At 66.3% G+C, this 25,096-nt stretch carries 25 protein-coding genes; 17 read left to right on the forward strand and 8 right to left on the reverse strand.

What is annotated here, in order from left to right:
* Positions 1 to 819, reverse strand: a complete 819-nt coding sequence (gene tbsP / locus ACAH01_RS09685) for a transcriptional regulator TbsP (RefSeq protein ID WP_153553382.1) — start codon at positions 817 to 819, stop codon at positions 1 to 3.
* A gap of 197 nt (positions 820 to 1,016) precedes the next feature.
* On the reverse strand, positions 1,017 to 3,077 hold the full coding sequence (locus ACAH01_RS09690; protein ID WP_170094203.1) for a hypothetical protein: 2,061 nt from the start codon (positions 3,075 to 3,077) through the stop codon (positions 1,017 to 1,019).
* Between the two features lie 140 nt (positions 3,078 to 3,217).
* On the opposite strand from ACAH01_RS09690, the gene glyA reads away from it, so the two are divergent.
* The 7 genes from glyA (at position 3,218) to ACAH01_RS09725 (ending at position 11,257) form a co-directional block, all read left to right on the forward strand.
* Positions 3,218 to 4,492: a serine hydroxymethyltransferase gene (gene glyA, locus ACAH01_RS09695; RefSeq protein ID WP_372479032.1), complete on the forward strand. Its 1,275-nt coding sequence runs from the start codon at positions 3,218 to 3,220 to the stop codon at positions 4,490 to 4,492.
* A 363-nt stretch (positions 4,493 to 4,855) separates the two neighbouring features.
* The gene (locus ACAH01_RS09700; RefSeq protein WP_372479033.1) at positions 4,856 to 5,410 is read left to right on the forward strand and encodes a metal-dependent hydrolase; all 555 of its coding nucleotides are present in this window, start codon (positions 4,856 to 4,858) and stop codon (positions 5,408 to 5,410) included.
* Positions 5,411 to 5,423: 13 nt separating this feature from the next.
* Entirely contained in the window at positions 5,424 to 6,605 is a 1,182-nt protein-coding gene (locus ACAH01_RS09705) for an AI-2E family transporter (protein ID WP_372479034.1), read from the forward strand.
* Positions 6,606 to 6,791: 186 nt separating this feature from the next.
* A complete protein-coding gene (locus tag ACAH01_RS09710) occupies positions 6,792 to 8,162 on the forward strand; it encodes an NAD-dependent succinate-semialdehyde dehydrogenase (RefSeq protein WP_372479035.1) in 1,371 nt (456 codons plus the stop codon).
* Positions 8,162 to 9,742, forward strand: a complete 1,581-nt coding sequence (locus ACAH01_RS09715; protein ID WP_372479036.1) for an acetolactate synthase large subunit — start codon at positions 8,162 to 8,164, stop codon at positions 9,740 to 9,742. The genes ACAH01_RS09710 and ACAH01_RS09715 overlap by 1 nt, the downstream gene beginning before the upstream one ends.
* Positions 9,743 to 9,888: 146 nt before the next feature.
* Complete coding sequence (locus tag ACAH01_RS09720; RefSeq protein WP_372479037.1) at positions 9,889 to 10,782, forward strand: bifunctional methylenetetrahydrofolate dehydrogenase/methenyltetrahydrofolate cyclohydrolase; 894 nt, start codon at positions 9,889 to 9,891, stop codon at positions 10,780 to 10,782.
* Position 10,783: 1 nt separating this feature from the next.
* Positions 10,784 to 11,257, forward strand: a complete 474-nt coding sequence (locus tag ACAH01_RS09725) for an NUDIX domain-containing protein (protein ID WP_170094200.1) — start codon at positions 10,784 to 10,786, stop codon at positions 11,255 to 11,257.
* 1 nt (position 11,258) lies between these two features.
* Here ACAH01_RS09725 and ACAH01_RS09730 read toward each other — a convergent pair whose 3' ends face one another.
* Entirely contained in the window at positions 11,259 to 11,972 is a 714-nt protein-coding gene (locus tag ACAH01_RS09730; RefSeq protein WP_170094199.1) for a TFIIB-type zinc ribbon-containing protein, read from the reverse strand.
* A 58-nt stretch (positions 11,973 to 12,030) separates the two neighbouring features.
* Between ACAH01_RS09730 and ACAH01_RS09735 the strand changes: the two genes are divergently transcribed.
* Positions 12,031 to 12,177, forward strand: coding sequence for a hypothetical protein (locus ACAH01_RS09735; RefSeq protein ID WP_170094198.1), 147 nt, complete (start codon positions 12,031 to 12,033; stop codon positions 12,175 to 12,177).
* A 459-nt stretch (positions 12,178 to 12,636) separates the two neighbouring features.
* On the forward strand, positions 12,637 to 12,915 hold the full coding sequence (locus tag ACAH01_RS09740; RefSeq protein WP_015763165.1) for a PadR family transcriptional regulator: 279 nt from the start codon (positions 12,637 to 12,639) through the stop codon (positions 12,913 to 12,915).
* Between the two features lie 166 nt (positions 12,916 to 13,081).
* Here the strand turns inward: ACAH01_RS09740 and ACAH01_RS09745 are convergent, their stop codons facing one another.
* The gene (locus ACAH01_RS09745) at positions 13,082 to 14,263 is read right to left on the reverse strand and encodes an AI-2E family transporter (RefSeq protein ID WP_170094197.1); all 1,182 of its coding nucleotides are present in this window, start codon (positions 14,261 to 14,263) and stop codon (positions 13,082 to 13,084) included.
* A gap of 97 nt (positions 14,264 to 14,360) precedes the next feature.
* Here ACAH01_RS09745 and ACAH01_RS09750 point away from each other — a divergent pair, with 97 nt between their 5' ends.
* Both ACAH01_RS09750 and ACAH01_RS09755 read left to right on the forward strand, forming a co-directional pair.
* Positions 14,361 to 15,629: an MgtC/SapB family protein gene (locus ACAH01_RS09750; RefSeq protein WP_372479038.1), complete on the forward strand. Its 1,269-nt coding sequence runs from the start codon at positions 14,361 to 14,363 to the stop codon at positions 15,627 to 15,629.
* Positions 15,630 to 15,699: 70 nt separating this feature from the next.
* Positions 15,700 to 17,034 carry an aminotransferase class III-fold pyridoxal phosphate-dependent enzyme gene (locus ACAH01_RS09755; protein ID WP_372479039.1) on the forward strand — a complete coding sequence of 445 codons (1,335 nt, stop codon included), beginning with the start codon at positions 15,700 to 15,702 and terminating at the stop codon, positions 17,032 to 17,034.
* Positions 17,035 to 17,063: 29 nt separating this feature from the next.
* On the opposite strand, the gene ACAH01_RS09760 is transcribed toward ACAH01_RS09755, so the two are convergent.
* On the reverse strand, positions 17,064 to 18,296 hold the full coding sequence (locus ACAH01_RS09760) for a digeranylgeranylglycerophospholipid reductase (RefSeq protein WP_208627935.1): 1,233 nt from the start codon (positions 18,294 to 18,296) through the stop codon (positions 17,064 to 17,066).
* Positions 18,297 to 18,476: 180 nt separating this feature from the next.
* The gene (locus ACAH01_RS09765) at positions 18,477 to 18,809 is read right to left on the reverse strand and encodes a multidrug efflux SMR transporter (RefSeq protein ID WP_170094193.1); all 333 of its coding nucleotides are present in this window, start codon (positions 18,807 to 18,809) and stop codon (positions 18,477 to 18,479) included.
* Positions 18,810 to 19,482: 673 nt separating this feature from the next.
* On the opposite strand from ACAH01_RS09765, the gene ACAH01_RS09770 reads away from it, so the two are divergent.
* Complete coding sequence (locus tag ACAH01_RS09770; protein ID WP_372479040.1) at positions 19,483 to 20,271, forward strand: TrmB family transcriptional regulator; 789 nt, start codon at positions 19,483 to 19,485, stop codon at positions 20,269 to 20,271.
* A gap of 22 nt (positions 20,272 to 20,293) precedes the next feature.
* Here the strand turns inward: ACAH01_RS09770 and ACAH01_RS09775 are convergent, their stop codons facing one another.
* Positions 20,294 to 20,623: a hypothetical protein gene (locus ACAH01_RS09775; RefSeq protein WP_153553395.1), complete on the reverse strand. Its 330-nt coding sequence runs from the start codon at positions 20,621 to 20,623 to the stop codon at positions 20,294 to 20,296.
* A gap of 98 nt (positions 20,624 to 20,721) precedes the next feature.
* On the opposite strand from ACAH01_RS09775, the gene ACAH01_RS09780 reads away from it, so the two are divergent.
* The 3 genes from ACAH01_RS09780 (at position 20,722) to ACAH01_RS09790 (ending at position 22,625) form a co-directional block, all read left to right on the forward strand.
* A complete protein-coding gene (locus ACAH01_RS09780) occupies positions 20,722 to 21,639 on the forward strand; it encodes an A/G-specific adenine glycosylase (RefSeq protein ID WP_372479041.1) in 918 nt (305 codons plus the stop codon).
* A 45-nt stretch (positions 21,640 to 21,684) separates the two neighbouring features.
* Entirely contained in the window at positions 21,685 to 21,966 is a 282-nt protein-coding gene (locus tag ACAH01_RS09785; protein ID WP_372479042.1) for a hypothetical protein, read from the forward strand.
* Between the two features lie 80 nt (positions 21,967 to 22,046).
* Complete coding sequence (locus tag ACAH01_RS09790; protein ID WP_372479043.1) at positions 22,047 to 22,625, forward strand: NADPH-dependent FMN reductase; 579 nt, start codon at positions 22,047 to 22,049, stop codon at positions 22,623 to 22,625.
* A 71-nt stretch (positions 22,626 to 22,696) separates the two neighbouring features.
* Here the strand turns inward: ACAH01_RS09790 and ACAH01_RS09795 are convergent, their stop codons facing one another.
* Positions 22,697 to 23,440, reverse strand: coding sequence for a lysostaphin resistance A-like protein (locus tag ACAH01_RS09795; RefSeq protein WP_372479044.1), 744 nt, complete (start codon positions 23,438 to 23,440; stop codon positions 22,697 to 22,699).
* 315 nt (positions 23,441 to 23,755) lie between these two features.
* Between ACAH01_RS09795 and ACAH01_RS09800 the strand changes: the two genes are divergently transcribed.
* A complete protein-coding gene (locus ACAH01_RS09800; RefSeq protein ID WP_372479045.1) occupies positions 23,756 to 24,430 on the forward strand; it encodes a hypothetical protein in 675 nt (224 codons plus the stop codon).
* A 48-nt stretch (positions 24,431 to 24,478) separates the two neighbouring features.
* Complete coding sequence (locus ACAH01_RS09805) at positions 24,479 to 25,096, forward strand: YIP1 family protein (RefSeq protein WP_372479046.1); 618 nt, start codon at positions 24,479 to 24,481, stop codon at positions 25,094 to 25,096.

Genomic DNA, 25,096 nt, shown 5'->3' on the forward strand with positions numbered 1-25,096 from the left:
CTAGGAGGCGATAATGCCCTGCGCGACGCTCGCGAGCTCGTCACTGTCGACCGACTGGAGTCGCTCGTCGCCAAGCATCAGCCGGAGCCGCGGCCGGCCCACGTCGATGGGCACCTTCTCCGTGTCGATCAGGCCCATGTCTTCGAGGGTCGTCTTGGTGCGGGAGAACGTCGCCTTGCTCGCCAGGCCGATGTCCTCGCCCCACTTGCTGATGTCGTAGAGCAACTCGCCGTTCTTGGCGGCGACCAGCAGACTGATCGTCACCTCGTCGAGCCCGTCGCCGTCGCCGCGTGCGGTCTGGAGCGAGGCGAGCACGCCCTCGAAGTCTGCGGCCGTCTCGGGACCGATGTCGGACTCCAGCGTGTCCATGACGCGGGACATCGCTGGCGTCCGCAGCGAGTAGCTGTCGGCACGGTCCCACTCGTCGTCGTAGAACGACGAGATGTCGTCGAGGAACGCGTCCTCGTCGGACGTGAGTCCGGCGACCGCGTCACCGGCGTCGATGAGCGACACGACGCTCTCGGAGCCGATCAGCAGCGAGTGGTTCGGAACGTCGTCGAGGATCTTCAGCTCCAGCACGTCGGCCTCGATCAGGTCCGCGGCCGTGCTCGCGACGATGAAGTCGCCCATCTCGTCTTTCAGGGCGCGGTTCTCCGCGAGCAGGCGGACGGCGGGCGGATCCTCGTGTTCGTCCAGCACCGAGACGAGTTCCGAAAGCGTTTCTCTAGAGGGATTAACAACTGTGAGCGAACTGTCTTCACTGTCCAGTGCTTCGGACAGAACAGTTCTTACGTCGTCTTCGAGTAGGTTCGAACGCATGCTTCTGTTAGACTACTACGATTTTGTCATATTTAATTTTACTGGCCGACTTCGCTTGAATTCGTCTGCAGAGATAATACTGCCGCGCCGTCAAGACATAATTGTTGCCGGTACCGGTTGGGGGACAATGACAGACGGAGCGGGCACGTCGGCGGGCGAGCGACGAACGCCCGAGCGCGGAGCCTCCCCGTGGGCGATCAGAGTTCGTCGACCAGTTCCTCCGACCAGTGGAAGTCGCCGTCGTAGATCACGGGCAGGGACTTGGCGGCGAGGACCTCGCGCAGCTCCGCCCCGGTCACGGTCTTCTCCAGCGTGTCGCCGTTGAGAATCTCTCTGCCGTCGAAGGGGAGGTCGTACCGGTCCCCGTTGGACTGAGCCGTCAACATCTCGCAGCTGACGGTGTAGCGCTCTCCCGCGTCGGCGATCTTGACGACCGCGGGCTGTTTGGGGCTCGGCAAGAGCGCGTACGTCCCGTCGCCGACGACGGCGTAGTCTTTCCCCATCATGATCCGCCGACGGGCGAGCTGGAGCGCTCGCTCGATGCTGAAGCCGTGGACGAGCAGCCGCGCGAACGCGGTCCCGACCTTCGCGGCCTGCTGGTCGAGCACTTTCTTGAAGGTGACACCGCCCGCGATCGAGCCGCGCTCGACCAGCGAGAGCCCCTGGTCGTAGGAGCCACAGGCGTTGAGGAAGAACGTCTGCGTGTTCGACTCCTCGATCTCGGCTACGTCGAGCGTGCCGTCCGTACACCGCAGGCCGCCGTCCTCACAGTGCCCGATGTAGTGGACGAAGTCGTTTTTCGCCTCGAACGTGGCCGCCAGTTCGGCGCGGTCGAGCCGTGACTGGATCGTCACGTCGATCGGGAGATCGGCGGCACGCTCCTCGTAGATGTCGGAGACGATCTGGTGTTCCTCGCACATCGCGTCGTCGTTGAGGACGACGCCGACCTGGAGCTGGTCGTTGCTGCGATGCCGGTACTTGCCGCGGTTGTGGTACGCTTTCGGAACCGGCTTGAACGCGTGGATCGGCGTTCCCGGCGCGAGCCACGCGTGGAGCTGCCCGGCCTGTAGCTCCGGTTTGAGCACGCCCGACGTGGCGGTCTCGCCGCGTGCGGTGTAGGCGTCCGAGAGGGTCTGTTCGAGCAGTTCGTCCCGGTCGAGCTCGGTCGCGCGCGGGAGATAGACGAGGCTGAGTCTGTCCAGCAGGAAGGGGAGACACGTGATCCGGCCCGGCGTCGGTTTGGCGTACGTCGACAGGTGCCAGTCGGGCAACAGCGCGTCCAGATTTCGCTCGGACAGCGAGAGACACTGTTCGAGACGGGCCGCGGGGCCGAGCTGGCACAGCGAGTCCAGATCGATCGGGAGCTGTTCGAGCCCGTCGCTTGACGCCCGATCGGGCGCGACCCGACGAGCCTGACAGTCGAGGAAGAAGGCCCGCCGAAGGAGCTGCGCACACTGATGTTGGAAGCCGGGGAGATCGTCGAACTCGTACCGAATCGAGGGTTCGTCGGCCCGTAACACGGGCGCGTCGCAGTCGGTTACCTCGACGGTCGCCCCGAGGTAGTACGCGAGCGGCGCGGCGACGAACAGTCGATCCAGTTCGGGCGGGACCAGGAACTCGATTCCGGTGTCCGGCGTCTCGGCGGCGACGGCCGACGGAACGCTCGTCTCCGATCCCAGCTCCAGCAAGGGCGGGTGTGCCCTGAAGCTCGGGTGGGACCTGACGGGAGCGGTCGTGTGGTGGGCGGCCGCCAGGTGGGTCAGTCCAGTGGCGAGCCCGGACGGCGTCGGTTCGATCGTGATTCGACCCGGTCCGGCCCGGTTGCCAGACGAGCCGCCGACGGTCACCGTCGTGGGCTCCCAGAACGAGACGACGAACTCGTCGCCGGCCGGCTTGACCGACGCAGGTCCCGGAAACCGGAGGTAGCTCGTCGGCCCGTGGGCCGACGCCCCCGATCGACTGCGGCACCTGAGGAGGTACTCGCCGTCGGGGAGTTCCGTCGGGGTCGTCACGCGGTACTGGGCGTCGAGATCGAGTGCCGTCACCGTCACGTCGGAACACGGGATCGAGAGCCGATCGGCCTCGCCCTCGAAGCACTCGTCGATATCTCTCGGAATCGCAGACGACGACGCCTCGCTCAGTCGATTCAGCTGGGCACACAACGCTGGAAGTCCGGCCGGATCGGTCCCTTCGAATCCCCCCGAAGCGTCCGACTCGGCCGACCGGTCTCCGGCGTATGTCACCCCCCAGGTAGACATACAGCATGGTATGTGTGCCTCGCCTACATAATGGTTGCTGGTCGCGTGCCAGAGTGTCGCATACGCTACCAGTGTGTGAACGGCCCACAGGTGCGCCCCGGAAAGGTAGATTATTGACGGCCGGACCGTACGGTTCGAGTATGCACTTCGACCATCTGGAGTCGGCCGATCCCGACGTCGCCGCCGCGCTGACGGACGAGGTCGACCGGCAGAACGACACGCTCGCCATGATCGCCTCGGAGAACCACGTCAGCGAGGCCGTCCTCGAAGCGCAGGGCTCGGCGCTGACGAACAAGTACGCCGAGGGATACCCTGGCGAACGCTACTACGGCGGCTGTGAACCCGCCGACGAGATCGAGGAACTCGCGATCGAACGGGCCCAGGAGCTGTACGGTGCCGACCACGTCAACGTCCAGCCACACTCCGGTTCCCAGGCCAACATGGGCGTCTACCTCGCGGTGCTCGATCCCGGCGACAAGATCCTCTCGCTGGACCTGACCCACGGCGGCCACCTCTCGCACGGCCACCCCGCGAACTTCGCCGGCCAGGTCTACGAGGTCGAGCAGTACGAGGTCGACGCCGAGACCGGTCGCCTCGACTACGACGAACTCAAGGCACAGGCCGAGGAGTACGATCCCGACATCATCGTCTCGGGCTACTCCGCGTACCCCCGTACCGTCGAGTGGGAGCGCATCCAGGAAGCTGCCGACGCCGCCGACGCCTACCACCTCGCGGACATCGCACACATCACCGGCCTCGTCGCCGCCGGGGTTCACCCCTCGCCGGTCGGCGTCGCCGACTTCGTCACCGGATCGACGCACAAGACGATCCGCGCCGGGCGTGGCGGCATCATCATGTGCGACGAAGCGTACGCCGACGACATCGATTCGGCGGTGTTCCCCGGCATGCAGGGCGGCCCCCTGATGCACAACGTCGCCGGCAAAGCGGTCGGCTTCGGCGAAGCGCTCGAACCGGAGTTCGAGGAGTACGCACAGGCGACCGTCGACAACGCGAAGGCACTGGGCGACCGTCTGCAAGAGCACGGCCTCGATCTGGTCTCCGACGGCACGGACAACCACCTCGTCCTGATCGACCTCCGACCGTCCCATCCGGACACGACCGGCAAAGAGGTCGAGGAGGCCCTCGAAGAAGCCGGCATCGTCCTCAACGCTAACACCGTCCCCGGCGAGACGCGCTCGGCGTTCAACCCCTCGGGCATTCGCGCCGGCACCCCTGGCCTCACGACGCGTGGCTTCGACGAAGAAGCCTGCGAGGAAGTGGCGGACCTCATCTACGAGGTCGTCGACGCACCCGACGACGAGGACGTGATCGCCGAGGTCAGTGAGCGCGTCGACGAACTCACCGACGAGTTCGACCTCTACGGCGAGGAGAGCGAAGGGCTGGTTTACGAGTAAGGCGAGGGGCGCGACCGAAGGGAGCGGCCCTCTGTAATGCGAGCGAGAGCCTGAGCGTAGCGAAGGGTCTCGTTTTTGCGAGCGCGGAGCGAAGCGTGCGCGAGCAGTGCAACACGGGACACAGGTGAGGCCAGTTTCGGCGACGGCGTGTCCAGCGTAGCAGTGACTGACGATCAGTATCGCCTGCGAACGACCGTCGCGGAGGGGGTGAAACGATCATCGGCGGCGAGGCCGTCGTTGTGGTTCGAGCGAACCCAGCACAGTGACCGGCGTCGCGAATCCACCGGTCTCCGGGACGACGACCAGCGGCTTGCGAGCGCAGGCCGTTTCGCTATGTGTCGGTCGCCGGTACGAGGTGAGACGATGGTAGATATCACGGGGCACCTCGCGTTCGGACTCCTGTTCGCAGTTCCGGCGTGGTTCCGCTGGACCGACAGGGCCAGTGTCGCCTTTATCGCCCTGGCAGCAGTCGCGGCGCTCCTTCCGGACATCGACCTGTGGCTCGTGCGGCTGTTTCCCGCCGAGGTACACCACCACGGAGTGACACATACGGTCGTCTTCGTCACGGTCGCGAGCCTCGTCGGTGCCGCGATCGTCACCGGACTGTTTCGCCGCCGCATCGACGAGTGGATCGGCCACAGACGTTTCGACGCGTCTCGCGTGTTCCGGTTCTCGTTCGTCGCATTCCTGACCGGTGGGCTCAGCCACGTGTTCGCGGACGTGCTCTCGGCACCGGACATCTCGACGCCGATCGAGCCGTTCTGGCCGTTCTTCGAGCTACCGTGGACCGTCGACCTCGTCTGGTACAACGCGGCGTGGATCAACTCCGGGTTCTTCGCCGTGATGGTGCTCGGACACGTCGTCCTCGCGTACCTGCTCACGCCGGTCGACCGACGGGATCGACTCGTCCCGATATGATCGAGGGATACCGATGACCGCGCCCAGCCGCAGCGAACTGTTCTGGTGGCTCTACGTGGTCGTCCTCGCAGGGGCTGCGCTGTTTATCGCCCACTCGTTCGTCGGCATACTCGTCCTCGGCCTCTTTGGCTACTACGCGACGCGGCCGATCTGTCACCGCTTCGAGGCGGTGACCGAGTCCGAACAGCTGGCGGCTGCACTGACGGTGCTGACCGTCCTGGTTCCGATTCTGGTACTCGTGCTCTACGCGACGCTGCGCCTGGTCCAGCAGAGCCGCCGGCTCCTCGACGAGAGCGTCGCCTCGATGATCGCCGAGCGACTCGGACTGGGCGCGCGCGGTTCGAGTGAGCTCGATCCGCTATCGATACTCGGCGACCCGCCCTCGGTGGAGCAACTCACCGCACTCCTGTCCGGGTCGGCCATCCAGCAGGGGTTGCAGGCGGTCGACGCGGTCTTCGGGACGGTCGTGCTCGTCGCGCTCGCCATCACACTCTCGTACGCGCTGCTGGTGTACGACGAGTCGCTCGCAGAGACCCTCGCGACGGTCGGCGGCGGGCGAGAGACGACGGTGTACGCCTACGCACTCGCCGTCGACACCGACATGGAGTCGGTCTTCTTCGGCAACTTCCTGTTCGTCCTCGTGATGTCCGTCGTCGCGACCGCGACGTACGCGGCGACGAACCTCGTTGCCCCCGCCGGATTGCAGGTCCCGATGGTGTTCACGCTCGGCGTCCTGACGGGTGTCACCAGCCTCGTCCCGATCGTCGTCGGCAAGATCGTCTACCTCCCGGTCGTCGCGTACCTCGCGGTCAGGGCGGCACAGCAGGACACCGTCAGCTTCGTCTTCGTCGGTGGCGTGCTCGCCGTCTACTTCCTCGTGCTGGATATCCTCCCGCAATCGTTCGTCCAGCCGTACATCTCGGGACGAAAGCTGAACTCGATGCTCCTCCTGTTCGCGTACGTCCTCGGCCCGATCCTCCTCGGTTGGTACGGTTTCTTCCTCCTGCCGATCGTGTTCGTCCTGCTACTGGAGACGGTCCGGATCGTGCTCCCCGAACTGCTCCACGGCGAGCCGATCGCCCCGGAGCCCGCGATCGCTGAGGAGACAGGTGCCGACGTCGACGAGCTGTCCGGCGAGACCGAGCCACAGTCAGACTCCGAGGGGGAAGCCGGCGACGAAATCGATTCGACGTGAGCGACGGGACCGCGGAGGCCACGCTGACGACCCGACGGACACGCTCTCAAGAGCCAGAACGGAGCCGGTAAGTGTTCCTTTGTTCGGATCGCACCGTATGGCACGTCGTGTGGGCGACGGTGCCAGCGGTCGAAGACTGGGTATTCGACCGCTAACTATCCGTCTCCGAGAGACACCGCCAGTACCATGGACGCGAGCAACCCCGCGACCGGCGAGGTCGTCGACAGCTACGACCAGCACACAGAACAGGACACGGACGCGGCGCTGGAGCGGGCAGCAGACGCCTTCGACGAGTGGCGCGAGCGCTCGATCCAGCGCCGCGAGCGTCTCCTCGAAGCCGCGGCCGACGTGCTGCGAGCGAACACGCGCCAGTACGCGGAGACGATCACCGAAGAGATGGGCAAACCCATCGAGCAGGCCGTCAGCGAGGTCGAGAAGTGCGCGCGGGGCTGTGACCACTACGCCGAACACGCCAGCGCGTACCTCCAGTCCGAACACCACCCGAGTCCGGCCGGAACGTCCGCCAAGACCGTGTACGAACCACTCGGGCCGGTACTGGCGGTCATGCCCTGGAACTTCCCCTTCTGGCAGGTGTTTCGCTTCGCCGCGCCGTCTCTGACGGTCGGTAACGTCGGCCTGCTCAAGCACGCTTCGAACGTCCCGGGGTGTGCTCGTGCCATCGAGGAGGTGTTCCGCGAGGCCGGCTATCCGGAGGGGGTCTTCCAGTCGCTGTTGCTCCCGTCCGAGCGAGTCGAGGGCGTCGTCGCGGACGACCGCGTTCGCGCTGTGACGCTGACCGGCAGCGGGCCAGCCGGGCGGGCCGTCGCGGCGACGGCCGGCGAGAACCTGAAGAAGAGCGTCCTCGAACTGGGTGGGAGCGATCCCTTCGTCGTCCTCGACGACGCGGACGTGGAGTCGGCGGCGGAGGTCGGTGCCTGGGCACGCAACCAGAACGGCGGGCAGTCCTGTATCGCCGCCAAGCGCTTCGTGATCCACGCGGACGTGTACGACGAGTTCCTCGACGCTTTTACCGAGGAGATCGAGTCCCTCGTCGTCGGTGATCCGATGGACGAACAGACGGATGTCGGACCGCAAGCGCGCTCGGGCCTCCTCGACGACCTCCACGAACAGGTCGAGGCGAGTGTCGAGGCGGGTGCGACCGTCGTGACTGGCGGCGAACCACTGGACGACGAGGCCGACCAGGGGACGTACTACCCGCCGACGATTCTGACCGACGTACCGGAGGGGAGTCCGGTCGACAGCGAGGAGACGTTCGGCCCCGTCGCAGCGGTGTACGAGGTCGCCGACGAGACGGCGGCCGTCGAGCTGGCCAACGACACCGACTTCGGGCTGGGAGCGAGTGTCTGGACCGAGGACCGCGGACGCGGCGAACGGGTTGCCCGACGGATCGACGCGGGCTGTGTGTACGTCAACGAGCTCGTCACGTCCGACCCGCGGGTGCCCTTCGGCGGCATCAAGGACTCGGGGTACGGCCGGGAACTCGCGGCGGCCGGTATCCACGAGTTCGTCAACCGAAAGACGGTGTGGGTGGCGTGATGCAGGTCTCTGATCTGCTGGTCGCGAGTCTCGAACGGGAGGGCGTCGAACACGTGTTCGGACTCCCGGGCGAGGAACTGGAGGACCTGCTCTTCTCGCTCCGGGAGTCGACGGTCACGTTCGTCCCGGTGCGCCACGAGCAGGGCGCGGCGTTCATGGCCGACGTACACGGTCGACTCACCGGCGACGCGGGCGTCTGCCTCTCGACGCTCGGTCCGGGCGCGACGAATCTCCTGACAGGCGTCGCGGACGCCCACCTCGACAAGAGTCCGCTCGTCGCGATCACCGGCCAGGGCGGCCTGGAGCGGCTCCACCAGGAGAGCCATCAGGCGATCGACGTGCTCCAGACGTTCGCGTCGGTGACGAAGTGGAACACCCAACTCGACAGTTCGGAGATCGTCCACGAGTCGGTACGGAAGGCCTTCAAGGTCGCAGAGCACGAGAAGCCCGGCGCGACCCACATGGAGTTGCCCGAGGACGTCGCTGGCGGACAGACGGAGACGGAACCGATGGCCGCGGGCGAGCGGATCCCGATCGGGGCACCCGCCCCCGACAGCCTCGACCGGGCGGAGACGTTGCTCGCCGAGTCCGAGCGGCCGATTCTCCTGGTCGGGAACGGCGTCGTACGGACGGACGCCAGCGAGCAGTTGCGCGAGTTCGTCGACGCCACGGACGCCCCCGTGGTCTCGACGTACATGGGCAAGGGGGCGGTGTCGGACGACGACGACCGCTCGCTGATGACGCTCGATTCGGGGTCGAACGGGGAGCCGGCACGAGCGATCGAAGCCGCGGACCTCGTGCTCACGCTGGGCTACGACATCGCGGAGCACGATCCCGGCGACTGGTATCCGGGGACGACGCCGCTCGTCCACGTCGACAGCGAACCCGCAGAGGTGTACGAGGCCTACGGTCCCGACGTGGAGATCGTCGCCGACGTGGGAGAGACACTCGGTCACCTCACCGACTGGTGTCGGGCAGGACACCCGTCGTTCGAGCGTGACTGGTACGACGACCTCCGCGAGCAGATCGTCGCCGACGTGGACGACGAGCCCGTCGGCGAGCCTCCTTTCACCGTCCGTTCCGTGCTGCCGGTGTTGCGCTCCGAGATGGCGTCCGAGGACGTACTCGTCTCGGACGTGGGGAGCCACAAGATGGCCATCGCACAGAACTTCCCGACCTACGAGCCAAACACCTGCATCGTCTCGAACGGCTTCGCCTCGATGGGTATCGCGGTCCCCGGGGGCCTCGCAGCGGATCTCGCCGTGGACTCGAACGTCGTCGCGGCCTGTGGAGACGGCGGATTCATGATGAACGCCGCCGAGATCGAGACCGCGACGCGGTTCGGCTGTGAGTACACGATCTTGCTGTTCGTCGACGACGACTACGGCCTCATCTCCCAGCAACAGCAGGCACACACCGGCGAGTCGTTCGGGACGGAACTGACGAACCCGGAGTTCCAGACGCTCGCCGAGAGCTTCGGGATCGAGGGGTACCGGCCGGAGTCGGCGACGGAGATCCGTGACGCGCTCCGCGATGCGATCGACGGCGGGCTATCGCTCGTCGAGATCCCGGTCGCGTGAGCAGACCGGCTACCGGTCCGGGTTTCGAAACCCGTCCGTAGATTGCCGAAGCCGATCGGCGGTGACCGAGGGACAGCGACGACGAACCGAATGTGTCGACACTGTCATGGGAGGGCTTTTGTTTCGCGGGCCACCCCCATCAGGTGATGACCGAAATTATCGACGGCAACGAGGTCGCCCAGGAGATCCGGGACGGCCTCGGCGACGCGATCGCGACGCTGGAGGACGCGGGCGTCACGCCCGCGCTGGCGACGGTGCTGATGAGCGACGACCCCGCCAGCGAGACCTACGTCTCGATGAAGCAAGACGACTGCGAGGAGGTCGGCATCGAGGCCCTGGACATCGAGATCTCGCCCGACGCCGACGCCCAGGAGCTGTACGACACGATCGACGAACTCAACGACGACGAGGCCGTCAACGGCGTTCTCGTCCAGATGCCGGTCCCGGACCACGTGGACGATCGAACGGTCCTGCGGAACATCGACCCCGCCAAGGACGTGGACGGCTTCCACCCGGAGAACGTCGGTCGCCTCGTGGCCGGGAACGCACGCTTCAAGCCGTGTACGCCCCACGGCATCCAGAAGCTCCTCGATGCTGCCGGCGTCGATACCGAGGGCAAAGACGCCGTCGTCGTCGGCCGCTCGGAGATCGTCGGCAAGCCGATGGCGAACCTCCTGCTCCAGAAAGACGAGGGCGGCAACGCCACGGTGACGGTGTGTCACTCCCGGACCGACGACATGGCGGCCAAGACCCGCGAGGCGGACATCGTGATCGCCGCGGCGGGCGTGCCGGAACTGATCGACGGCGAGATGCTCACCGAGGGGACGACCGTGATCGACGTGGGCGTCAACCGCGTGGACGTCGACAACGAGAAGGGGTACGAGCTGGTCGGCGACGTGGACTTCGAGAGCGCCAAAGCGAAGGCGAGCGCGATCACGCCGGTCCCCGGCGGCGTCGGCCCCATGACGCGTGCGATGTTGCTGTACAACACCGTGAAGGCGACGGCCCAGCAACACGGCGTCGACGTGGACCTCCCCTGAGATGGCCGAGGGACACGCGGACGACGTGGGCGAGGACGTGGCGCGGTTCGAGTCGACCCAGCGTCTGGACCCCGACGCGTTCAACCACGCCAAGTCACGGCTCGACGGCGGCTACGAGTGTGCCGTCGCGGCCCTCCTGACGGACGCCGACGGACGCGTCCTCCTGGTCTGTGAAGACGGGCGCTGGAGCCTCCCGGGTGGCGAAGTCGGCGGTGACCAGTCACGGGAGGCCGCCCTCCGCGACGCCGTCGCGGCGACGACCGGGCTGGAGCTGACCGTCGGACGGCTGGTGGCCGTCAACGACGTGACCCTGACCGACGGGGACCGCGAGGCCTCGCTCGCATTCGAGATCTACGACGGCGAGATAGCGGCCGGCGAGCCGGAGCCGGCGCGGGCGTCTGTCACCGCCGCCGCGTGGCACGACGAGGTGCCCGCCGCGACCGTCGACCGCGACGTGATCGACGAACTGCGGTAAGCTACTGTTCGACGCCGTTGAGCCAGTTGTCGGCCGTCACGAGCGCGCTCTCGTCGCCGGCCGCGAGGTACTGTCCGAGGTCCCGCGCGGCGTGGACGAGCCGGTCGGCGTCTTTCGGGTCCACGTCGCCGTCGAGGGCCTCGATCCGTTTGCGGTGGTCTCGGATGCGACCGGACAGCGACCGGGCCTGTGGGTCGGGCTCGTCGTCGAGGTACGCGCGCAGATCACGCTGGTAGGCCTCGACGGCGGCCATCATCGCCAGGCCGTAGGACGGACGCAGTTCCGACGGCACCTCTCGGGGATCCGGCCGCTCGCCCTCGTCGGCACCCCTGAGTAGCGTGAAGAAGTACAGCTCCTGGGCGTCGGTCGGCTGGAGCGTGCGTGCGATCTCGCTGGCGACGTGGCGGAGTTCGGTCGCGGCCACGAAGGTCTCGTCGAGGACGAGCAGCGATCCGCCGTCGACGAAGCCGCGCCGACGGACGTACTCCGACGACCGCTCGGCGGCGTCCGTGGCGATCTCTTCGAGCGGTTGCTCGTCGATCGACCCGCGCACCGGCGTCAGATCGTACTCGACGGGGGCATTCGTGTGGCGCGTGCGGTCGTCGACGCCGACGCTCCGGAGACTCCCGCAGTCCGGACACTCCACGCTGGCCGTCTCGTAGTACGACCAGCGGCTGCCACACGCCTTGCACTCGCGGTGGCCTCGAACCTTCATGGCTCACTGTCGGCGTGGCAGCCTCAAGTTCCTTCCGTCGCCGGGTCGAACGATCGGTATGCGCGAGCAAGCAGCGATCAGAGAGCAGTACGAGTTCCTCTGTGAACAGCTGGACAGCGAGGAGATGAACCACGATCGCGTGCGGATGATGCTGACGCACTATCGGCGCGCACTCGGCTGGGTCCTCGAAGAAGAACACATGTAGCTCGTGGTAGTGGTCAGTACAGCGACCTGATCTGGCGGCTGGCGACAGGTTTAAGTTACTCAACGACCCACGACCAAGTGACGCTTCGCTTTGGAGGGCCGAAGCGTCAGCGGGGACCAATTCAGGGCGGCAAGCGAATCGGGCCTTCCGCCTGATTCGCTTTCCACTTTCGTTTCGAAACTCGGTAGTCGCGACGCTATCGCTCGGCGAACGGACGCGAGACGGTCGAGCGACAGCACCGTGAACGCCGCCGTTCAACGGTGGGGTATGATGTATCTGAGATACGTCGACAGATCGCGATATCGTCAGTGCAACAACTATTCCTTCGCACTCATCTGACACCGGCGGATCTGGCGAGAGGTCGCCACGAGCGCGTGATTTCGAAGCGAAGCGAAAACGTCGAGTCGGATCCGATATACTTATTAGATTCCGACAATAAATACGTGATAGACTTTACCGATGTACGACCTGACAGGATTCCAGCGAGACCTCCTGTACGTCATCGCCGGGAAAGAGGAGCCACACGGGCTGGCGATCAAGGAGGAACTCGAAGATTACTACGAGAAAGAGATTCACCACGGCAGGCTGTATCCGAATCTCGATACGCTCGTCGACAAGGGACTCGTGGAGAAAGGGCAGCGCGACCGGAGGACGAACTACTACAGTCTCACGCGACGCGGCCGACGAGAGATCGAGGCACGGCGAGACTGGGAAGACGAGTACGTGGACGTAACGTAACGACGCTGACCGCTGTCTGTCACTGTCTCATACGACCGGCTGTACATCTGTGAATGATTTCGCCACCCCGAGGTGGCGAAGCTCTTCACGAAGTGACAGCTGACAGTATCACTCGACTGGCTACCGTCGGGTGGCGGCATTCGTCACCGGCGAGTCCGTAACAGCGTCAGGCCCCGCTTGGTGTCCCCCCGTCGGCGTCTCTCTCACCGTCGACGGCGTCCGCGCCGTCGGTATCGTCGGTCAACACGGCCGGATCGACTTCTCTGGCGCGAATCGGTTCGTCAGTCACCAGTTCCGGCAGGACGATCCGTGCGAAGTGCGTGACCAACACCAGCACGATCGGACCGAGGAAGATACCGTACCACCCCCAGATGAGCGGGCCGAGGATGTAGGCGAACATCAGCGCACCGGTGTGGAGTTCTCCGCCCGAGACGTAGGGCCGCACGAGGAGGTCCGGGATCACGTCGACGACGACGAAACTGACCGCGGCGAAGGCGACGACGAACCACCACCCCTCACCGCTGGTCCCCGCCAGGACGGCGAGATACGCCGCCATCGGGACGTAGACTAGCTTCATGCCGACGATGGGGATCAGACTCGCTCCACCGGCGAGCACGCCCACCAGTGCCGCGTACGGAATAGCGACCGACGGGGGCGCGATCTGGTTGAGCAGCGTGTACACGATGCCACCGACCAGTCCCGTGATCATCGCGTTCAGGATGTTGCCGTAGAACACCTTGTCGAAGCTCTCGTCGACGGCAGCGACGAACTCCTCGAAGACGGTGCGCTCTGCCGTCAAGTGGCCGGCCCAGCCCGCGAACCGGCGGTCGTCCCGGAGCAGGTAGAACGCGAGCGCGAGCATCACGAACAGGTGTAAGAGTCCCGTGCCGACGACCCCGAGGTAGCCAAGCGCCGATTCGAGCGTCGTCGTGATCGTCCCGACGCCGCCGACGTTGTCCAGCAGCGCGGTCGGATCGCTCAACACAGTCAGATTCAGGTACGGCTCGGCCATCTCCAGCAGGTCGTCGATCTGGCTCCCGGACTCGGTACCGTCGATCTCGTCGGCGAAGCGGTTCAGTTGCTGGAGAGCGATCACGAGCGTGTAGGCAAGCAACAGGAGCACCGGAAGCACCATCCCGACCAGCGAGACGCCCGCGGCGACCGACGACTGGTCGATCCGTCGCCGGACTCGACGGTAGAGCCGCCGGGTCGCGTAGTAGACGAACAGTCCGAAGACGAAGGTCCCGACGAAGCGATAGGCGACGAAGACGAGGGCGGCGGCGAGCACGAACCCCAGGGCGACCCACGCGGTTCGTGGCCAGTCGACGTCGAACTCGAACTCGACCATGGCACCGTGTTCGATGGACCCCGAAAAAAAGGTCGGGGGTGGATCCGAAACACGGACCGACGGCGGAGATTTATGCCAGGCGTGTGAAACAGTAACTGTGACCGCGCTGACGACAGTCGGACTGAGTCCGGTCGGCGACGAGGTGGGACGCATCGTCCTCGCGGCGGCCCTCGGGATGTTCCTGGGCATCGAACGAGAGTGGTCCCAGAAGTCCGCCGGGATCCGCACGTTCGCCCTCGTCAGCCTGCTCGGTGCCGTCTTCACGCTCGTCGAGGTCGACAGCCTGCTCGTCGTCGGCGGCCTGCTCGTCATCGTCCAGGGCGTGTTGCTGGCGGCGGAGGGGTTCAGAGACGAAGCGGCGGGACTGTCCCTGACGACCTCCGTCTCGATGCTGGTCGCCTACGGCGTCGGCGCGCTCGTGATGCAGTCGTACATCCTCGAAGGCGTGACCGTCGCGATCCTCTCGTCGCTCTTGCTGGTGCTCAAACGCGAACTCCACAGCTTCGCCGGGGGGCTCAGCCGCGCCGAGTTGCGGTCTGCGACGGAGTTCGCAATCCTGGCGTTCGTGGTCTACCCGCTGTTGCCCGCCGCTCCGATCCCGGTCTCGGTCGCGGAGCTCTCGCTGGAACTGGAGTTGCGCGTCGCGTGGCTGCTCGTCGTCACCGTCGCGGGCATCGGCATCGCGAACTACGCGATCGTCCAGACCTACGGCGGACGTGGCATCGCAGTGACCGGCTTCTTCGGCGGGCTGGCCTCCTCGACGGCCGTCGTCGGGACCATGCTCGACCACGTCCGCCAGCGGCCGGCCGCCGCGAGCTACGCCCTGGCGGCGATCCTGCTGGCCGACGCCGCCATGGCGCTGCGGAATCTCGTCATCGCGATCGCGTTCACGTTCGAGCGAGGAATCCTCTATCAGTCGATCGTCCCGCTCGGTGCCGTCGCGGTCGGGAGCGTCGCCGTCGCGGCCTACACCGCCGACTGGACGGAGTCGGTCGAGATGGAACTCGACAGTCCGTTCTCGCTCCGTAACGCGCTCGTGTTCGGCGGCATCTTCCTCGTCGTGCTGGTGGCCAGCACGGTCGCGAGAGCCCAGTTCGGTACCGGCGGCCTGTACCTGACCGCGTTGCTGTCGGGGCTGGTCTCCAGCGGCGCAGGCACCACCTCGGCGGTGTTGCTCTACCGGGGTGGTGCCGTCGACTCGAACACTGCGACGATCGCCATCTTGCTGGCGACGGCCGCCAGCATCGCCGTGAAAGCCGGCCTGACGATCGCGAGCCCGGACCGTCGCTTCGCCGTCAGAGTGGCGCTCTGGAGCCTCGCGCTGCTGGCCGGCGCGACCGCGGTGACGATCGCGGTGATCGTCTGAGACGGTCGTCCGTCGGGTGCCACCCATCCGGCGGTGTCTTTTATCACGAGTGGGCGTGTAGTTCGGTAGCATGGATCGTGACAGCGTCGAGCCGACGGTCGAGGATCTCCCCGGCGAACGCGCCAGCGAGTGGGTCGAGTACCACCACGAGCACGCAGCCCCCAGCACCTACGTCTACGAGTTCGTCTGGGACCGCGACGCACCGGCGATCGGCCCCTTCTGTACCGACGTGGACGGCAACGTCCTGATGGACTGGACCGGCCACGTCGGCGCGATGCCACTGGGGTACAACAACCCCAAAGTGCTCGATCCGCTGTCGGCGTTCGACCTCGTCGAACCCACGAAGATCGCGGGACAGGACTTCTACGCGACCGGCACCGGCTCCGATCTCCCCGGCGCGGCCGGGCTGATGGATCGCCTGACGAACATCTCCAGTCACTACGGGATGGACACCGTCTTCCTCTCGAACAGCGGTGCCGAGGCGGTCGAGAACGCCATCAAGATCAGCTACGACCACCGCCGGGGCAAGTACGCGATCACCTTCGAAGGTGCCTTCCACGGTCGAACGCTGGGAGCGCTCTCGCTCAACCGCTCGAAGGCGGTGTACCGCAGGCAGTTCCCCGAGATCGCGACGGTCCACGACGCTCCCTTCTGTGACGACCGCCACTGCACGCCCGAGAGCTGTGACTGTGGCTTCTTCACGGGCGACGGCTCGGTGCTGGGGCGGATGCTCGACCCCGAGACCGGCCACGTCGATCCCGACGACGTGTCGTATATCATCTTCGAACCGATCCAGGGCGAGGGAGGGTACCGGTTCCCCAGCGACGCCTTCGCGACGGAAGTCGCCGACATCGCCGAGCGACACGGCGTACCGATCGTCGTCGACGAGGTCCAGACCGGTCTGGGGCGCACGGGCGAGTGGTGGGGCTCGGACCACTACCCGTTCGATCCGGACGTGATCGCCAGCGCGAAGGCGCTCCGTGTCGGCGCGACCATCGCCAGTGCGGACGTGTTCCCCGACGAGAAGGGTCGCCTCTCTTCGACGTGGGGAGCCGGGGACGTGCTCGCGTGCGCCCAGGGCGCGCTCACCATCGACGCCATCGAGGAGTACGATCTGCTCGACAACGCTGTCGAGCGAGGGCGGGCGTTCGTCGAGCGGTTCCGCGACGCGACGGCCCAGTCGGCGGCCGTGGAAGACGTGCGCGGCGAGGGGCTCTTGCTCGCTGTCGAGTTCGACAGCAAGGAACGGCGGCAAGCGGTCATCGAGGCCGCCATGCAGCGCGGGCTGTTGACGCTTGGCTGCGGTCGGAAGACGCTGCGCCTGCTCCCGCCGCTGGACTCGACGCGCCGAGAGATCGAGCTTGGCTCCGGGCTGCTCGCGGATGCAGTCGACGCGGTCGCCTGATTCGACACGCGTCGAACGCGCCATGTGGTCTAGACGGGCAGCGTGAACTCGCGGACGTACCGCCAGAGGTAGGAGAGATCGCTCGGCGAGAGGAGTCCGAGGATGTGCCGTCTGCTGCCCTCGTTGACCTTCGAGAGCGTCTCGCGGTCCAGGGCGTTCAGGTCCCGCATGAGCCGGTCGTATCGCTCGTTGGGCACGAGATACAGCAGTCGCGTCATGAACAGGCGACGCTCCTGTCTGGGAGCCACGCGTTCGTGCCAGAGATCGTCGTAGACCGCCATCGCTTCGCGGGACGTATCTACGCCACCGGTGAGACAGCGGTCGGCGGTCATCGCCGCCGCGCGTGCCGAGCGCATCCCCTTGTCGATCCCCTCGCCCCACACGGGATCGACGGAGGGGACCGTGTCGCCGATCGCCACGAACGAGTCGGTACTCATCGATCCCGGCGGCTGGACGTGTGCAGAGCCACGGACCTGGGTCGACTCGACTCGGCTGGCCTCGGCAAAGCGCGGGTCGCTGTCGAGCCAGTGTTCGAGGTAGCCGTCGACGGTCCGTTCGTCGCTGGCGTGTTCCCGGTATCGCTCGTTCTGGATGTAGCAGACGCCGACCTTGGCCGTGTCGCCGCCGGTGTGGAAGATCCACGAGTAGCCGCCGGGAGCGAAGTCGTGGTCCAGCCGGAGCATCATCGCGTCGGTCAGATCGGCGTAGTCGGGGTGGTCCAGTTCGACGCCCTCGAACTGGTACTCGATGCCGATGGCGTGGTTCCGGCGTTCGAGATCGACGACGCCCAGCTCCTTGGCCAGCGGTGCCGCCGGCCCCGTCGCGTCGACGACGATGTCACCGTAAACCGTCTCGTCGCCGTTGTACCGGACGCCGACGACCGACCCCTCTTCGACGATCGGGTCCCGGACGCGAGCGTCGAACCGATACTCGGCACCCTTCGCCCGGCCGTCGTCAACGAGGAACTGCTTGAACGCCGGGAAGTCCAGCACGAAACCCGGCTGGTCCTGGACGAAGTGGTCGCTCGGGGACTCCAGTACGACGGCGTCGGTCGCGTGCATCACCACGTCGTCCGGGATCCCGAAGGCCGTCATCATCGACGCGAACGTCCCGCCCGTGGATTTGTCGCTCCGGGCGGGGAACTCCGCCGCAGTCTCGGTCTCCAGTACGACCACGTCGTACCCGCGGTCGGCGAGGTCTCGCGCACACTGTGCCCCCGCTGGGCCTGCACCGGCGACGACCACGTCGTAGTTGTCACTCATGGCTCTGGGTCAGGCGACCGTGTCGACGGGGACGGTGCGTCGGCGATACGTCGGCGGACAGACAGTAGTGAAGCGCCATAGCGAACTCACGAATCTGTCCGTGGATACGCCAACGACGTAGAAAAGATGTCGAAACACGCTCCCACTTCCAGTTCGTTGTCCCGCCGCCGGCTCGCGCCATCAGTGGGCAGCCATCTGGGACAGGACGTTGACACAGTAGACGCCGCCGACGATGAGGAGAATCCCGACGATTCCCACGGCGTCGATGGGCTCGTCGAAGACGACGACGCCGATCGCTGCGACACCGACGATCCCCAGCGCCGCCCACGTCCCGTAGACGACGCCGATGGGCAACTCTTCGAGCGTCAGCGAGACGAGGTAGAAGGCGACGCCGTAGCCGACGACGACCCCGAGGCTGGGCAACGGCCGCGAAAAGCCGTCTGAGAGCTTCAGGGCAGTCGTGCCGACGAGTTCGGAGACGATCGCACCACCGAGCAGGACGTACGGATGCATACCGCCGGCTGGGGAACCCACCGACATGCAACTGTTGGAACTGGTCGGGACTTGCGACGCGTTTCCCGTCGTGTCTCGCGGCCGTCGCTCTCGGTCCCGTCAGGACCTTCCGGACGGACCAGCGTGTCGTACCGTCGTCCCGATCTCGTATCAGCTATCCGCGAGTGGTCGGGACAGAGTAAAAAACGAACGAGCCAAAACAGAATTTCGATTGCGATTTAGGTTTGATACCAAGATTAATTTATACGTAAAAGGTACAGCCCACTGTGGATGAAAATAATTCGGTCTGGCTCGACATCCTCACTGCTCTTAGAGGGATCGCACTCGTACTCTTTGCCCTCCAATTGACTATAATTGGCGTCTTCGCAGGGGACGGTTCATTCTTCTTACTCCTCGCAGGGTTTTTCGTTGGTGTGATTGGGATTATTCCAACTCTGCGGACATACTGATCTGGAAGCGCCCTCTATCGTGCAATCCTCAGTGCTTAGTTCGCACACCGACGGCCCAGATGCTCCACCACCAGCGTCGCCGTAATCAGCCATCCCGTGGGCGGTGCGACGGCACCCACGACGGACCGGCGTCGATCCCGAGCAGCGATGGGTGGCCGTGACACAGCCTCCCGAGAACCACCAGACGGGGTACATATTTACGGACCGGCTCGCAACGAGGGTGCATGACGGAGCTGGGTGCGCTCGGCCTGTCGAGCTACGAGGAGAAGGTGTATCGGACACTGTTACTGACGGGTGCGGCGACGGCGACCGAGCTCTCCGAGGCCAGCGGCGTTCCGAAAGGTCGCATCTACGACGTGCTCAACGGCCTCGAAGCCCGGAAGGTGGTCCGCCTCCAGTCGAGTGATCCGAAGCAGTACGTCGCCGTCGAGCCGGAGGCCGTCGTCGACAGGCTGCTGGCCGAGCGGGCACACGAGCTGCGAGAGGAGTGGCGACACTACCGGGAGCGAGCGGCGGCGGTCCGCACGAACGTGCTCCCGACGCCACCGACAGAGAGCAGCTTCTGGCTGGGCTCGCTGGGCAGCGAGGAGATGCAGACGGCGCTGCAAGAACACACGCGCACCGCCGAGGAGTTCGTCCACGGCATCGTCGGGACCCCCTACGAGAACGCGACGTGGGAGACGCTCCAGAGAGAGTGGGAGGCCTTCTTCGAGGGCGCGAGCGCGGATCTGACGGTGCAGCTCCTCGTCAGCGAGAAGGTGGCGCTGACGCTGCCCGAGACGTTCGACCGGCTGATCGCCGACCAGTCCGGCGACGTGGCCGTCAGGACGCTGCCCGACGTGGGACTGTCCTTCGACGTCGTCGACGGGATCGGGACGACAATCGACATCCCGCACCCGGTCGCCGCCGACGATCGAATCGGCGTCCTCGGCATCACGGACTCGGAGATCGTCGAGGAGTTCGAGCGCCACTTCCAGCGGCTGTGGGCCGGTGCAGCGCCGCTCGTCGAGTGAACGTCCCGTTTCGCGGCCGCCCCTAGAACTGGTAGCGCCGGTCGTCTTTCTCCTGGGCCTGTGGGAACTGGTCCGCGCCAGTCATCTCGTCGAAGGTCATCCCGGAGAGGTACTCGTCGTAGGTACAGTCGTAGCCAGAGCGGAGGTGAAAGTCGAGGTTGCCGGTCTCGACGGCGTTCTGAAAGAGCATGTGGACCGCGCGGCGGACGAGTTCGTCGGGATCGTCGGGGTCCAGTGCGCTGGTCAGCATCGCCAGTTCGTTGCGCGTCTCGCGGTCCAGCGAGACGGCGAGTTCCGCGCCAAGCTCGGAGTACTGGGCCTGTACGTCGTCGGAGAGATCGTCCAGCGTCATGTTGGGGCGGTGGTCCAGCGCGGGAAAACCTCTTTCGGCCTCCGGCGGCCGGGTGTGGACCGTCACGCACAAGCGCCGTCGCTCGTAACGCCGCGGTAATGACGGAGCTGCCGGGCGCAGTCCCCGAGAACCGCGACGCCGTCCAGCGGGCCCTGGTCGAGTGGTACGAGGCCGACCACCGGTCTTTTCCCTGGCGCGAGACCGACGACGCCTACGAGATCCTCGTCTCGGAAGTGATGAGCCAGCAGACACAGCTGGGCCGCGTCGTCGACGCCTGGCGCGAGTTCCTCGATCGGTGGCCCGACGCCGAGGCGCTGGCGGCCGCCGACCAGTCCGACGTGGTCGCGTTCTGGACGGCCCACTCGCTGGGGTACAACAACCGGGCGAAGTACCTCCACACCGCGGCCAATCAGGTCCTCGACGACTGGGACGGCTCTTTCCCCGAGACCCCCGACGAACTGCAGGAACTCCACGGCGTCGGCCCCTACACCGCCAACGCGGTCGCCTCGTTCGCGTTCAACGCGGGCGACGCCGTCGTCGACACGAACGTCAAGCGCGTCCTCCACCGCGCGTTCGACGTGCCCGATGACGACGCGGCGTTCGAGGAAGTCGCGGGGGCGCTCATGCCCGACGGACGGTCGCGGGTCTGGAACAACGCGATCATGGAACTCGGCGGCGTCGCCTGCGAGAAGACCCCGGCCTGCGACGCTGCCGGCTGCCCGTGGCGCAAGTGGTGTGTGGCCTACGACACCGGCGACTTCACCGCTCCGGACGTGCCGACCCAGCCCGGTTTCGAGGGGAGCCGCCGACAGATGCGCGGCCGCGTCGTCAACGTCCTCGGCGAGTACGACGAGCTCGCGCTCGACGAACTCGGGCCGCGCGTCCGTGTCGACTACTCCCCGGACGGTGAGTACGGCCGCGAGTGGCTCCGTGGGCTCGTCGAGGACCTCGCGGACGACGGCCTCGTCAGCGTCGAGGACGGCGACGAGTCGCTGGTGGTCGGTCTCAGCGAGTGAGAACGCACCCGGTGGTACTTGCACGTCCGTGGCCAACGTTCACGTATGACTGTCCAAGCAGACACTGTCCGCGTCTGGCTGGTCGAACGGACCTACTCCGACGACGAGCAGAACCTCATCATCCTCACGTACGCGACGCCCGACGGCGAGCGGTACTTCCGCAAGGAGCGGGCGCTGACCTCGTTCGGAGACATCCGAGATACGACCGCGGCCGTCGACGCCGAGCCGGGGAATCTCGGGACCGTCGACGACGCGGATCTGCGAGAGCGATACGCGACAGAAGCCCGGCGGATGGCCGACGTTCACGACCCTGAGGACCTCATCTAGAGCGGTCGCTGACGGCCCTACTGCACCAGAGCGGTCGGACGAAGCGTACACATAAATGACCCCCAGTCGTTTGGGCCGATATGACGCGAACGACGGTCGTCGGCATCTGTGGCAGTCTCCGCGAGGGCAGTTACACCCGACAGAGCCTCCGAGTCGCACTGGCAGCCGCAGCGGCGGCCGGTGGTGACACCGAGTTGCTCGACCTCCGCGAGTGGGACCTCCCCGTGTTCGACCCCGACGCCGAGGACGCTGGCGACGCAGCGGCGTTCCGCGAGCAGATCCGGGCGGCGGACTCGATCCTGCTGGGAACGCCGGTCTACCACGGTTCGTTCTCGACGCCGCTGAAGAACGCGCTGGACTACTGTGGCTTCGACGAGTTCGAGAACAAGACCGTCGGCCTCCTGTGTGTCGCCGGGGGGAGTTTCCCCGTGACGGCCCTGGAGCACCTCCGGTCGGTCGGGCGGTCGCTGGACTGCTGGGTGATCCCGCACCAGGCAGCGGTGCCCCGCGCGGCCAGTGCCTTCGAGGACGGGCGACTCGTCGACGAACAGGTGCGCGAGCGCATCGAGACCCTCGGCCGCGAGGCCGTCCAGTACGCCGGCATCGAGCCCGATCCCCAGAGTATCGAGAGCTGCGAGAACGTCGGCGCGGACGACTGATACCGCCGTTCGTCACTCCCGGTGTTCGCCGCCTCGGGCGGCGAGTCGATCCATGCACTGACAGCCGTGTGTCAGAAGATCGAGAACACTGATTCGAACGGAATCGTCCACATCATCGCGTGGTTCAGGGCCGTCACGGCGAGGTTTTCCGTCCGCTCGTAGGCGTACCCCCAGAGCAGACCGCCGGCACCCGTCGAGACGACCGAGTACACCACGCTGCCGGTCGAGAAGACGGCGAAGACGCCGTGCATGAGGGCGAACGCCGTGGCACTGACGAGGACGACACCGGCCGTCCCGAGGTGTGGGCGCACGCGCCCCTGCACGACGCCTCTGAAGAGGAGTTCCTCTGCGGGGGCCGCGACAGCGTACAGTCCGAGGAGCGCGACGATCCAGAGCGCCGGGCGGTCGAAGAGCAGCGCGACGGTCCTGCTGGTCTCGTGAGTCGGGACCGAGAGACCGAGCGCCGGCAAGACGACACCCAGGAGCGCCGAGGTCGCCCAGAGACCGAGCGGCAAGGCGGCGATCCAGCCGAGGTCTCGGATCGTCGGAATCCGGAACCGAACGTACCGGTGCCGGTCCTCGACACGCCACAGGTACGCGACGGCGACGACGGCGAAACCGATCTGGACACCGGAGCCCAGAACCGTGAAGGCGTCCGTCTCCGCGACGCCGAACAACGAACCCGAGAGCTGAAACGCCGCGACGCCGCCGAAGCCAGCGATCCAGCCGCAAACAGCGAGGAGGAGGGCCGAAGCGACCGCCAGCGGCGTGTCGCCGATGGCCGACGACGGCAACCGCTCGGGGAAGACGCTCACGCGTCTCCCCCCAGCTCACCAACGGCGAGGCGACGTCGCTCGTGTGTTCGGGTGCGATGCGCTAGAGTGCCGTCCTCCGGGCGCGGAGGTCGTGGGCCGTCGTCAGCCATCACCACCTCGTACCACGAGGGGGCACAAGAACGGGGAGCTCCGTTTATTTCCGAATCGGGAGGTGGACGAGTGTACACTGGCGTTCGTCGACCGCGTATACGGTCGTACACCGACCTCGAAGCGGTCCACAGCAGGCGATCTGTTCGGGCCCGTCCCTCGAATGTCGACACGATTAAGAGCGCGTCAGCAATAAATTCGCCCGTCTTGCCAGAGAAACCGGCCGCCCTGCTCACGAAGACACAGCGAGAGCGCATCGCAAGTGACTTTCGCGGACTGTCGGACGCCAAGCGCCGCCGCGATCAGCGACAGATTCGCGAACGCGTCGCCGCCGGGCTCGACGATTTCGGGTACCTGGTCGACTATCCGGACGAGCAGTTCGAACTCGCGTTCGACCAGTACGACGACGAGACCGTCGAACAGATGCTCGGGGAGTTGTCACTCGTGACCGAGCGCCTCCGACTCCTCCACGACATCGAACGGGAGACAGTGGTCGGTCGTTCGCGGGGCCGCGTCGCGGACATCGAGACGAACGAACGGACACTGGCGGCGCTCGACGTCGACGAGGCAGTCGGGGGCGGCGACGCCACCGCCAGAGCGGGCGATCGAGACCGGCTACGTCGGCGCTCCACGCAGTCGCTGAAGCTGGGTATCGCCGTCGGGATCCCCGGAGCCCTGTTCGCGGCGGTCCCTCCGGGGACCGTGCCCGCGCCGGTCGACGGTCCCGTGGTACTGCTCTCCTTTCTGTTCGCTGGTGCCACGCTGGGCATCGGGCTGGCTGGCGTCGCGCTCCACGGCCTCAAGCACGACCTCCTCCCCGCGCTTGGGCGCTTCCGAGAGAGTCCGCGAGACGCACTCCGGGCAGCGTGGGAGCGACTGTGACCGTCGGGAAAGGAAACTGACTAACGCTCGCTGGACCTACGACGACACGTGACACAGTGGGTCGAGAACCCGACGGGCGGGCGCGACCGCGGCCCGATCGCACTCCTGCGCGCGTGGGTCGAGATACTCTTGCGACCGCAGCGGTTCTTCCAGGCGGGGATCGCACCCGGCGATCAGGCACCGGCACTCGTCTTCATCGCCGTCGTCGTCCTCGTCGAGGAGGCGTCGCGGTTCGCGGTCGTCGAACTCGCCCAGCGCGGACAGCTGTCGCTCGGGCCGTACGACTACCCGGTGATCGGTGATCTGGAACCACTGATGGCGCTGCTGGCGCTGGTCGCCATCGTCGTCTTCGTCGCGCCCGCGGTGCTCCACCTCACGGCGGCCGCCCAGACGCTCCTGTTGGCACCGCTGGCACCGGATCGGGGCGGCATCAGCGAGACCGTGCAGGTGATCGCCTACGCGACCGCTCCGTGTGTGTTCGCCGGGCTCCCGATCCCGGAGGTGCGGATCGCCTGTGGTCTCTGGGGTACCGGGCTGTACGTCTACGGAATGGGGACGATCCACAACCTCTCGCTCCCGCGTGCCCTCGTCGTCAGCGCCGTTCCCGCGGCCGTCCTCTTTGGCTACGGCTTTCGCACGTTCGCAGCGGCCAATGCGTTGCTGTAG

The sequence above is a fragment of the Halomicrobium sp. HM KBTZ05 genome (assembly GCF_041530035.1).
Classification (GTDB): Archaea; Halobacteriota; Halobacteria; order Halobacteriales; family Haloarculaceae; genus Halomicrobium.

Excerpts from the sequence above, each read along its gene's own strand:
- ACAH01_RS09760 (WP_208627935.1), bottom strand. The coding sequence starts at position 18,296 with ATGAGTGACAACTACGACGTGGTCGTCGCCGGTGCAGGCCCAGCGGGG.
- ACAH01_RS09715 (WP_372479036.1), top strand. The coding sequence starts at position 8,162 with ATGCAGGTCTCTGATCTGCTGGTCGCGAGTCTCGAACGGGAGGGCGTC.
- ACAH01_RS09765 (WP_170094193.1), bottom strand. The coding sequence starts at position 18,809 with ATGCATCCGTACGTCCTGCTCGGTGGTGCGATCGTCTCCGAACTCGTC.
- ACAH01_RS09740 (WP_015763165.1), top strand. The coding sequence starts at position 12,637 with ATGTACGACCTGACAGGATTCCAGCGAGACCTCCTGTACGTCATCGCC.
- ACAH01_RS09780 (WP_372479041.1), top strand. The coding sequence starts at position 20,722 with ATGACGGAGCTGCCGGGCGCAGTCCCCGAGAACCGCGACGCCGTCCAG.
- ACAH01_RS09705 (WP_372479034.1), top strand. The coding sequence starts at position 5,424 with ATGACCGCGCCCAGCCGCAGCGAACTGTTCTGGTGGCTCTACGTGGTC.
- ACAH01_RS09710 (WP_372479035.1), top strand. The coding sequence starts at position 6,792 with ATGGACGCGAGCAACCCCGCGACCGGCGAGGTCGTCGACAGCTACGAC.
- ACAH01_RS09735 (WP_170094198.1), top strand. The coding sequence starts at position 12,031 with ATGCGCGAGCAAGCAGCGATCAGAGAGCAGTACGAGTTCCTCTGTGAA.
- ACAH01_RS09755 (WP_372479039.1), top strand. The coding sequence starts at position 15,700 with ATGGATCGTGACAGCGTCGAGCCGACGGTCGAGGATCTCCCCGGCGAA.
- ACAH01_RS09690 (WP_170094203.1), bottom strand. The coding sequence starts at position 3,077 with ATGTCTACCTGGGGGGTGACATACGCCGGAGACCGGTCGGCCGAGTCG.
- ACAH01_RS09775 (WP_153553395.1), bottom strand. The coding sequence starts at position 20,623 with ATGACGCTGGACGATCTCTCCGACGACGTACAGGCCCAGTACTCCGAG.
- ACAH01_RS09725 (WP_170094200.1), top strand. The coding sequence starts at position 10,784 with ATGGCCGAGGGACACGCGGACGACGTGGGCGAGGACGTGGCGCGGTTC.
- ACAH01_RS09700 (WP_372479033.1), top strand. The coding sequence starts at position 4,856 with ATGGTAGATATCACGGGGCACCTCGCGTTCGGACTCCTGTTCGCAGTT.
- glyA (WP_372479032.1), top strand. The coding sequence starts at position 3,218 with ATGCACTTCGACCATCTGGAGTCGGCCGATCCCGACGTCGCCGCCGCG.
- ACAH01_RS09770 (WP_372479040.1), top strand. The coding sequence starts at position 19,483 with ATGACGGAGCTGGGTGCGCTCGGCCTGTCGAGCTACGAGGAGAAGGTG.
- ACAH01_RS09720 (WP_372479037.1), top strand. The coding sequence starts at position 9,889 with ATGACCGAAATTATCGACGGCAACGAGGTCGCCCAGGAGATCCGGGAC.
- ACAH01_RS09790 (WP_372479043.1), top strand. The coding sequence starts at position 22,047 with ATGACGCGAACGACGGTCGTCGGCATCTGTGGCAGTCTCCGCGAGGGC.
- ACAH01_RS09745 (WP_170094197.1), bottom strand. The coding sequence starts at position 14,263 with ATGGTCGAGTTCGAGTTCGACGTCGACTGGCCACGAACCGCGTGGGTC.
- tbsP (WP_153553382.1), bottom strand. The coding sequence starts at position 819 with ATGCGTTCGAACCTACTCGAAGACGACGTAAGAACTGTTCTGTCCGAA.
- ACAH01_RS09730 (WP_170094199.1), bottom strand. The coding sequence starts at position 11,972 with ATGAAGGTTCGAGGCCACCGCGAGTGCAAGGCGTGTGGCAGCCGCTGG.
- ACAH01_RS09785 (WP_372479042.1), top strand. The coding sequence starts at position 21,685 with ATGACTGTCCAAGCAGACACTGTCCGCGTCTGGCTGGTCGAACGGACC.